The organism is Actinokineospora sp. NBRC 105648, assembly GCF_030269645.1.
In the GTDB taxonomy this organism is placed as follows: Bacteria; Actinomycetota; Actinomycetes; order Mycobacteriales; family Pseudonocardiaceae; genus Actinokineospora.
In genome coordinates, this window is the sequence record NZ_BSTR01000091.1 from 1 (window position 1) to 8,979 (window position 8,979).

The window sequence follows — 8,979 nt, forward strand, 5'->3', positions numbered from 1 at the left end:
CGGTGTTCAGGTTCTTCTTGGTCGACGAACCCTTTACCGGAGACCTCGCCCATTCTTGATCACCGACACACCCGACAACGCCAAAATCCAGGTCAGGCAGTCACAGCAACTTCGATACAGGCCCTAGTGCTGGGCCTGCGCGCGTAATCGGATCTTGGTCCCGGGTCGCGCCTGCGCCAGGTCGGCCAGGTACCGGGTGGGCACGACACCGATCACCGGATAACCCCCGGTGGTCGGGTGGTCGGCCAGGAAGATCACCGGTCGCCCGCTCGCGGGCACCTGCACCGCGCCGGTGATGACGCCCTCGCTGGTCAGCTCGCCCTCGAACCCGGGCGCACGCCGCAGCGGCTCCCCCAACAGCCGCAGCCCGACCCGGTTGCTCTCCGGAGACACCGCCCAGACGACCCCCGCGAGCTGCGCCGCCGGGTCGGTGAACCAGTCTTCCCGCGGTCCCAGCACGACCGGCACCGTGAGGTGGTCGGACGGGCTCGGTGGCGGCACCGCGTCCTCCCCCACCGGCGGCCCGACCGGTGTGCCCAGCGGCAGGACATCGCCCGCGCGCAGTGGCGGTGGACCGATGCCGGAGAGCACGTCGGTGGCGCGCGAGCCCAGCTGCGGCGGGACGTCGATCCCTCCCGAAACGGCCAGGTAGCTGCGCAAACCGGCGGTCGGCGAACCCAGCTCGACGACGTCGCCGACCCGCAGGTGCACCGGGGCGTGCGAGCCGACGTCGTGGCCGTTGCGCAGCACCGGGACGCTCGGACCGGTCACCGCGACCGTGCACGAGGTCTCCGCGCGCACTCGCAGACCGCCGAGTACGCACTCGATGCCCGCGGCCTCCTCGGCGTTCCCGGCGAGGCGGTTGGCCAGCCGCAGCGAGGGCACGTCGAGCGCGCCCGACGGGGGGACGCCTAGGTGGCCGTAACCAGGTCTGCCGAGGTCTTGGACCAGGGCCAATGGGCCGGTGGCCAGCACGGTGAGCGCGCGGGTCATCCGACGGCCTCGAACCGGACGTGGTCGCCGGGGCCTAGCAGCGCGGCGGGGTCGCGGGTGGCGTCGAACAGGGCGTCGGCGTCGTCGGCCAACCGGGCGAGCAGGCGCCAGCCACCGGGTGACGAGCGCGGGTAGACGCCGGTGAACTCGCCCGCCACACCCACCGACCCGGCTGGGACACGCGCGCGGGGTGTCTCTAAGCGGGGCTGGCAGAGAGGCTCGGGCAGCCCGGTCAGGTAGGCGAAACCGGGAGCGAAACCGCTGAACGCGACCGTGTAAGAGGCGCTTGAGTGCAAGGCGATGGTCTCGTCAACGGTTAGACCGGCCGTGTCGGCGACCAACTGGAGGTCGGGGCCGCCGTAGACGACCGGTAGTACTACCTGCCGGGCGTCACCAACGGGCGGCGCGCTGAGGTCTGCTTGGTCGAGCACGCCTTGTACTTGGCGCAGCCCGGATGAACCGGGTTGGAACGACACGAGCACCGTGCGGGCGGCCGGGACCAGTTCGACCAGTCCGGGCAGACCCGCCAAGGCGGCCCGGGCGGCGGCGACCTGGGCCAGTGAGTCCAGCTCGACCAGCACCGCGTCGTGGCCGCACCGGCGCAGTCGCATCAGTCTGGCCGTCTCAGCCGGGTCGGCTCAGCCGACCACGCGGCGCAGGTACGCCGAGGTGTGCGGCTGCAGCTCCTGGCCCACCATCGCGCGCTCCTCGACGTAGGCGAGGTCGCCGCCGTTGACCAGCCCGTAGAGGCGCTTGGCGGCGTTGACCTCCTTCGACGAGGCGGTGCGCGTCACGATGTCGGTGTCGAGCTCCCACGACGTGGCGTTGCGCGGGCTGCCGTAGTAGATCTCCGAGATGCCGGTGGCGTGCGTCAGCAGCACCTCGATGGTGTCGTCGGGCTGCGGCCGCCACCAGCCGACCTCGCGCGCGGCGGGGCGGATGACGTTGCCCTCGTCGTCGAGCAGCCAGGCGCGCGCCTCGTAGGAGAGGAACGGGCGGCCGTCGTGGGCGAAGGTGACCTGCTGGCCGAACTTGAACGGCCCGTCGATGGTCGGGTAGACGACCTCGCCCTCGCCGCGCCACACCCCGACCAGCGGGAGCAGCGCCAGGCAGGCGTCGTGCAGGTTGGGGCCCTCGCGCAGGTTCGCGGTGTCCGCCGGGATCGGCAGGTCGTCGAACTGCGGGAGGTTGCGGTGGCGGGTGGCCTCGGCGCGCTCGACAGCCGCCTCCAGGGCCGCGTCGCCGCTGCCGGGCACCGGGCCGTTCTCGGGCATCAACGCTGGTCGGCGTAGAGGCGGTAGACGACGTAGACCGCGAACCAGGTCGTCAGCAGGCCCATCAGCACCAGCAGGCTCGTGAAGAAGATTTCCACGTGGGGAGGATAGCCGGTTCGCTCCGCTGGTACGCGTGGCGCTGGTCTCGCGGATCGGGTGAGCGGCGCCGTTCCGCGCGCCACTCACCCGATCCGGTCACGCGGGTTGGGGCACGGCCTCGACGGCCTGGCGGGCGGGCTCGCGCAGCAGGCTGATGCAGACGAGGCTGATCACGGCGAGCACGGTCAGGTAGACGCCCACCCACACCGAGGACCCGGTGGCGCCCTGCAGCCACGCCGCGATGAACGGGGCGAAGCCGCCACCGAAGATCGCGCCGAGCTGGTAGCCCAGCGAGGCGCCGCTGTAGCGCACGTCGGCGTCGAACAGCTCGGCGAACAGCGCGGCCTGCGGGCCGTAGGTCGCCGAGAGACCGAGCGCGGTGACCACCACGGAGATGACCATCAGTGGCGTGGAGACGGTGTCCAGCAACAGGAAGAACGGGATCGACCAGACGAGCAGGACGAGTCCGCCAGCGGTGAAGACCTTGCGCCTGCCGACGCGGTCGGACAGCGCGGAGAACAGCGGCAGGGTCACCAGCCAGACGCCGCTGGCGATCAGGACCAGGGTGAGCATGGTGTTCTGGGTCAGCTTGAGCGTCTTGGTGCCGTAGCTGAGCATGTAGACGATCATGACGTAGCCGATGGCGTTGTTGGCCAGGAAAGTGCCACCCGCCAACAGGATCTGCTTGGGGTGCTTGCGGATCACCGAGGCCAGCGGGCTGCGCTGGACCCCGGCCGAGCGCACCTTGGTGAACTCGGGGGTCTCGCCGATCTTGGAGCGGACCAGCAGACCGGCGATCACCAGCACGATGCTGAACAGGAACGGCAGCCGCCAGGCCCACTCGGTGAACGCCTGCTTCCCGGCGGTGCCAAGGATGATCAGGAAGACCACATTGGACAGGATCACGCCCGCGGGCACGCCCATCTGCGGGAAGCTCCCGTAGAACCCGCGCTTGCCCGGCGGCGCATTCTCCACGGCGAGCAACACGGCGCCGCCCCACTCGCCGCCGACACCGAAGCCCTGCAGGAAACGCAGGAGCACCAGCAGGATCGGGGCCCAGGCGCCGATCTGGGCGTAGGTGGGCAGCAGGCCGATGGCGAAGGTCGCGGTGCCCATCAGGAGCAGGGAGAGCACCAGCATCGACTTGCGCCCGACGCGGTCACCGAAGTGGCCCATCAGGGCGCCGCCGAGCGGCCGGGCGAGGAAGCCGACGGCCAGCGTGCTGAAGGCGGCCAGCGTCCCGGCCAGGTCGGAGGCACCCGGGAAGAACTGCGGGGCGAAGACCAGCACGGACGCGGTGCCGTAGATGAAGAAGTCGTACCACTCGATGGCGGTGCCGACCAGGCTGGCGATCGCCGTCCGCCGGAGGGCAGGGGGTGGGGTGGGGGCAGTCATGGCGGCACCCTTTCGTCGAGGCGCGTCACCGATAATCGGTTTCAAAGACCGGATAACGAGAGCATGCCGCGCGGGTGTGACCTGTGTCAATAAGGTGTCCAGCGCGTGACGGGAGAGTTCCGGCGCGTCAGGGGCGTACGGGCGGGACTGGTGCGCAGCAGGTCAAACGGTGTCCGAAGTGGCCTGGCACCCGAAAAGCCAGGCCGACCAGTCCCTATGTGCAGGCACGCGAACCAAGCCGCCGTCCACAAACTTCGAGGTTCGAAAAAGGTAAGTCACTATAGAAAGATCTGGGCTTTCGGTTACGAAAAAGTAAGTGACTGTAGAAAGCAAGTCCCAGGAGAAGGCGCCCCCAGAACTCTCGCCAGCCAGCCTGCGTCGGGCTGAGCCGGGCCGAGCTGCGTCGGGCTGAGCCGGGCTGAGTTGGGCCGGGCCGGGCCGGGCTGAGTTGGGCCGGGCCGGGCCGGGCCGAGTTGGGCCGAGCCGGGCCGGGCTGAGTTGGCCGGGCTGGGCGGGGCTGAGTCGGGCCGGGCCGAGCTGGGCTGGGCGGGCCGACTTGGGCTGAGTTGGGCCGGGCTGACCGGAGCAGAGCTGGGCCGGGGCTGGAGGCTGAGCCGAGCCGAGCCGAGTCGAGCCGAGTCGAGCCGGGCTGGGCTGGGCTGGGCTGGGCTGGGCCGAGCTGGGGTGAGGTGGGCGGGGCTGAGTCGAGCCGGGCTGGAGGTGGGCTGAGCTGAACTTGCGTGAGCTGGGCTCGGCCGAGTTGGGCCGGGCTGAGCCGAGTCGAGCCGGGCTGGGCGGGGCGAGGCTGAGTCGAGCTGGGCTGGGCTGAGTCGAGCTGGGCTGGGCTGAGTCGGGCCGGGCCGGGCCGGGCTGGGCGGGCCGAGCTGGGCTGAGCTGGGCGGGGCTGAGTAGAGCCGGGCTGGAGGCGGGCTGGGCTGGACTGCCGCGAGCTGGGCTCGGCCGAGTTGGGCCGGGCCGACTAGGGCCGGGCTGAGCCGGGGCGGAGTTGGGCTCAGCAGACCGGGTCTGGCCTGGCTGGGTCGGTTCGGGTAGGGCCGACTGGCCGGGCTGATCAAGTCGATCGAGCAGGGTGGCGCTGGCTGTGCCACGCAGGCTCGTCGAGCTGGGCGGGTCGAGCTGGGCGGATTGGGCTGCGCGGGTGATGCTGGGCTGGGTGGGGCCGCGCTGGACCGGGCCGGACTGGTCGAGTCGTTGTGGGGCGGGGCTGGGGCCCCGGCGATCGAGCCGAGTCGCTACTCGGTCAGTAGAGGGCGCGGCCAATGCGGTCGGCCAGGGTGACCACCTCGCGGGCCAGGGCGTCTTCGTCGTGGGTGTGTTGAACGGGGACGATCAGGCCGACGCTGGCCTCCGCCGTTCCGGCGATCGTGATCGGGGCGGCGATGCCGGTGAAGTTGGGGACCAGCTTGCTCGTCGTGCGGGCGAAGCCGTGCTCGCGGGCCGCGGTGATCTCCGGGTCCTCCCCCGCGACCGCCGGGCGGCCCGCGAGGATCGCCTGGCCGGAGGCGGCCTGCGGCAGCGGGTGTCGGGAGCCGGGGCGGATGCCCACGTGGAAGGCGGCGTTGCGGGGTTCGACCGACGCCAGGGCCACGGCGTCGTCGGCGTCGGCCACGTGCAGGACCACCGTCAGACCGAGCCGCTCCGAGGCGTCGGCCAGGACCGGGCCCGCCACCACCAGCAGGTTGTTCGACACCTGGCGGGCGAGGCTGAGCAGCGCCGTGCCCAGCACGTACCGGCCGTCGCGGCGTCGGCCGACGTAGCCGCGGTTGAGCAGGGTGGCCAGGAGGCGGGCGACGATCGAGCGGTGCACGCCGAGTTCCGCCGCGACGTCGGTGGGTGACAGGCCGTCCTGCGCACCCGCGAGGACCTCGAGCACCTGGAGACCCCGATCGAGGGTCTGGGCGATCTCCACCGGCTTGCTCGCCTGCGTGTCCATGTGCCCCGTCCCTCGTCACCGCGTTGGACACCGATTATCGCGCGCGGTGCCCAGAAGTCGCAAACAGCGCCCAGGGGTTGACATTCGGCCGCGAGCGGACAGGATTGCGCTATATGCGAGACACATGACCGATTATCGGTGTGTGTGACCCCCGTCGCGGAGGTGGGACCAACGTGTCGACAAGCGAGAGCCCGGTCATCGTCATCGGGGCCGGGCCGGTGGGGATGGCGGCCGCGCTGCTGCTGGCCCGGCAGGGCATCCGCACCACCGTGGTCGAGCGGCGGGGCACGCCGAGCTGCGGCCAGTCCCGTGCGGTGACCGTGCAGCGCGACATCCTCGCGCTGTTCGACCGGCTCGGTGTCGCCGAGGAGATCCTGCGCGACGGCGCGAGCTGGTCGCTGGGCCGCACCTACTACGGCGAGCACGAGCTGCTCCAGCTCCGCTTCCCCACCGCCGAGCACGAGCTCTACCCGCCGTTCGTCAACTTCCCGCAGTTCCGGACCGAGGAGCTGCTGCACGCCGCCGCCGAGGCGTCCGAGCTGGTGCGGTTCCGGCACGGGTTCACCGTCACCGAGGTGGTCGACGAGGGCGGCTCGGTGCTGGTGCGGGCCGAGAGCTCCGACGGCGAGGAGGTGCACCGGGGCCAGTACGTCATCGCCGCCGACGGGCTCGGGAGCCGGGTCCGCGGTGGACTGGGGATCGCCTACGAGGGGTGGCAGACCGAGGGCCGGTTCCTGGTCTGCGACTTCGTCGCCGAGCTCCCGTTCAGCCGCGAGCGGCGGCTGTGGTTCGACCCGCCGTTCCACCCCGGCCGGATCGTGCTCATGCACGGCTTCGGCCCCGACCGCTGGCGCGTCGACTGGCAGATCGAACCCGACGCCGACGAGGCCGACTACCTGGCCCGACTCGACGAACTGCTGCGCGGCGTCATCGGTGATCACGAGGCACTTGTGCTGCGCGCCAACAGCTACACGTTCCAGCAGCGCTGCGCCGAGCGGTTCGGTCGCGGCCGGGTGTTCCTGGTCGGCGACGCCGCGCACGTGGTGTCACCGTTCGGCGCGCGCGGGATGAACAGCGGCATGGAGGACGCGGAGAACCTGGCCTGGAAGCTCGGCTTCGTGCTCGCCGGCCGCGCTGACGCCACCCTGCTGGACACCTACGACCAGGAGCGCCGCGCCGCCGCCGAGCACCACGTCGAGGTCACCGGGGCCACGATGCGGTTCATGACACCGGCCACCGCCGAGGGCATCGCCAACCGCGACGCCATCTTGGCGGGCGCGGTCACCGACGCCACCAAACTATCTGAAGTGGACAGTGGTCGACTGTATGAATCGTTCCCGTACCGCGATTCCACGTTGACCGCCTCCGGCACCGGCGCCCTCGTCGCCGACGGTTCAGTCAACGGCAGCACACTGCGCAAGCTGCTCGCCGGTGACATCTCCCTGCTGGTGATCCCCGGCGCCACATCGACGATCGAGGATGTGGCGGCCCGTCTCGCCGCTGCCACGGCAGTGCACTCGACGCGCCGATTCTTGTTGCTGCCGAGAGGAAGTGCGGCGCCGGACAACCTGGAAGTCACCGCCGTCCACGACGACACCGGCGCACTCACCACCGCACTGGCCGCCGACACCGACCGCCTCCTGCTGGTCCGCCCCGACTGCTACGTCGGCGCCGACGTCCCACTGCCCGCCACCGGCCGGGAGACCGCCGCACTCGTGCACGAGTGTCTGCGCACCGTGCTGGGGCAGCGAACCGAGACCCTCACCCGATCCTGAGCCTGGAGACCCCGATGCCCCTACTGCACCAGCTGCAGGCGATCCCGATGACGCCGGGCACCACCGCGTCCCGGATCGAGATCCACTCCGGACTCGCCAGGCACTACCCCCGCATCCACGCGAACCTGGTCCGCCGCACGGACGCGACCACCGATGTCGGCCTCGTGCTCATGCACCCGACCTCGAACTTCCTCACCCACTTCCTGCTTGAGCCACTCGCCGAGGCAGGACTCCCGGTGCTCGGCCTCAACACCAGGTACGTCGGCAACGACGCCACCACGGTAATGGAGAACGTCCTGCTCGACATCGGCGCCGCAGTGCGCTGGATGCGCGAGGAACTGGGCTACCGCAAGGTGATCCTGGTCGGCTTCAGCGGCGGCGGACCCGCCGTGGCCTACTACCAGAGCCAAGCCGAGAAGCCCTTCGTCACCGCGACCCCCGCAGGCGATCCGCCAGACCTGACCACCGCAGGCCTTCCGCCCGCAGACGGCCTGGCCCTGGTCGCCGCCCACGCCGGCCGTGGTCGCCTGTTGGCCACTTGGATCGATCCCTCGGTCCGCGATGAAACCAATCCGGATGATCGCGACCCCGAACTGGACCTGTTCCTCCCTGGCCGCACACCGCCATTCGACGCCGATTGGGTGCAAGCATATCGGACGGCGCAGGTGGCCCGGATGGACCGGATCAGCACCTGGGCCGAAGCTGAATTGGCCAGGCTTTCCGCACTCGGCATCGGCGACCGGGCCTTCGTGGTGCACCGGACTGTCGCCGATCCCCGTTTCGTGGACCTGTCGCTGGACCTGAGTGACCGGGTAGTGGGCAGCATGTACGGGGATCCGAAGGTGGCCAATGAAGCAGGCGCCGGACTGGCAAGGTTCCAGACCTTGCGGGGCTGGTTGAGTTCTTGGAGCCTGCGGCACTCATACGCAGATGCGGTGGAGCGGTTGCCGGAGACGACGGTTCCGGTGCTGGTACTGGGATTGATGGCCGACCAGGGCGCGATGCCGGACAACGCGAAACTGATGTTCGAGGCAGTCGGCGCCCCTCGTGGGACTCTGGTGGAGATGCCGGGGCTGAACCACTACATGGTGGACCAGGAGAACGGAAGGGCAGAGGTGGTGGCCCGCATCGGGGACTGGCTGACGGCGGAGAACCTTCGCTAGCGGAGAGAGAACAAGGCAACAACGAGGGCTGACCAAGAGATCCACGGTCAGCCCTCGTTGCCGCGCCTTGCCTTGTGCTGCCTGTGCTTCCTGATGTTGCTCTGGTTCTTGTCCTGAATCCCTAAATCTCTAGATCTCAAGCCCCACGCAAAGCAACACCCGCTACGGAGGTGCTCGATTCAGTGGACTCACTTCGTGTGGGGGAGAGTACCGCTAAACTTGCCGTGTGGTGGGGAATGCCCTTCACCCGCCCTTTTTTCACCACCGCGGTGCTCTAGGGGCCCCGCACGAAGTGAGTTCACTGAATCGAGCTCGCTCTTAAGTCG

Annotated in this window: 7 protein-coding genes; 2 read left to right on the forward strand and 5 right to left on the reverse strand. The window is 70.1% G+C overall.

Going from position 1 to position 8,979, the window contains the following annotated elements:
• Positions 1-123: 123 nt before the first annotated feature.
• The 5 genes from QSK30_RS36295 to QSK30_RS36315 form a co-directional block, all read right to left on the reverse strand.
• Positions 124-993, reverse strand: coding sequence for a 5-oxoprolinase subunit C family protein (locus tag QSK30_RS36295; RefSeq protein WP_285509951.1), 870 nt, complete (start codon positions 991-993; stop codon positions 124-126).
• Positions 990-1,604 (reverse strand): 5-oxoprolinase subunit PxpB, encoded by a 615-nt coding sequence (gene pxpB, locus QSK30_RS36300; RefSeq protein ID WP_285509952.1) that lies wholly within the window; start codon positions 1,602-1,604, stop codon positions 990-992. Before pxpB ends, QSK30_RS36295 begins: the two co-directional genes overlap by 4 nt.
• A 27-nt stretch (positions 1,605-1,631) precedes the next feature.
• On the reverse strand, positions 1,632-2,267 hold the full coding sequence (locus QSK30_RS36305) for a heme-binding beta-barrel domain-containing protein (protein ID WP_285509953.1): 636 nt from the start codon (positions 2,265-2,267) through the stop codon (positions 1,632-1,634).
• Between the two features lie 195 nt (positions 2,268-2,462).
• Positions 2,463-3,761, reverse strand: a complete 1,299-nt coding sequence (locus QSK30_RS36310) for an MFS transporter (RefSeq protein WP_285509954.1) — start codon at positions 3,759-3,761, stop codon at positions 2,463-2,465.
• Between the two features lie 1,261 nt (positions 3,762-5,022).
• On the reverse strand, positions 5,023-5,715 hold the full coding sequence (locus tag QSK30_RS36315; RefSeq protein ID WP_285509955.1) for an IclR family transcriptional regulator: 693 nt from the start codon (positions 5,713-5,715) through the stop codon (positions 5,023-5,025).
• 173 nt (positions 5,716-5,888) lie between these two features.
• Here QSK30_RS36315 and QSK30_RS36320 point away from each other — a divergent pair, with 173 nt between their 5' ends.
• Both QSK30_RS36320 and QSK30_RS36325 read left to right on the forward strand, forming a co-directional pair.
• Positions 5,889-7,490: an FAD-dependent oxidoreductase gene (locus tag QSK30_RS36320; RefSeq protein WP_285509956.1), complete on the forward strand. Its 1,602-nt coding sequence runs from the start codon at positions 5,889-5,891 to the stop codon at positions 7,488-7,490.
• A gap of 14 nt (positions 7,491-7,504) precedes the next feature.
• Positions 7,505-8,653, forward strand: a complete 1,149-nt coding sequence (locus QSK30_RS36325; protein ID WP_285509957.1) for an alpha/beta fold hydrolase — start codon at positions 7,505-7,507, stop codon at positions 8,651-8,653.
• The last annotated feature ends 326 nt before the right edge of the window (positions 8,654-8,979 follow it).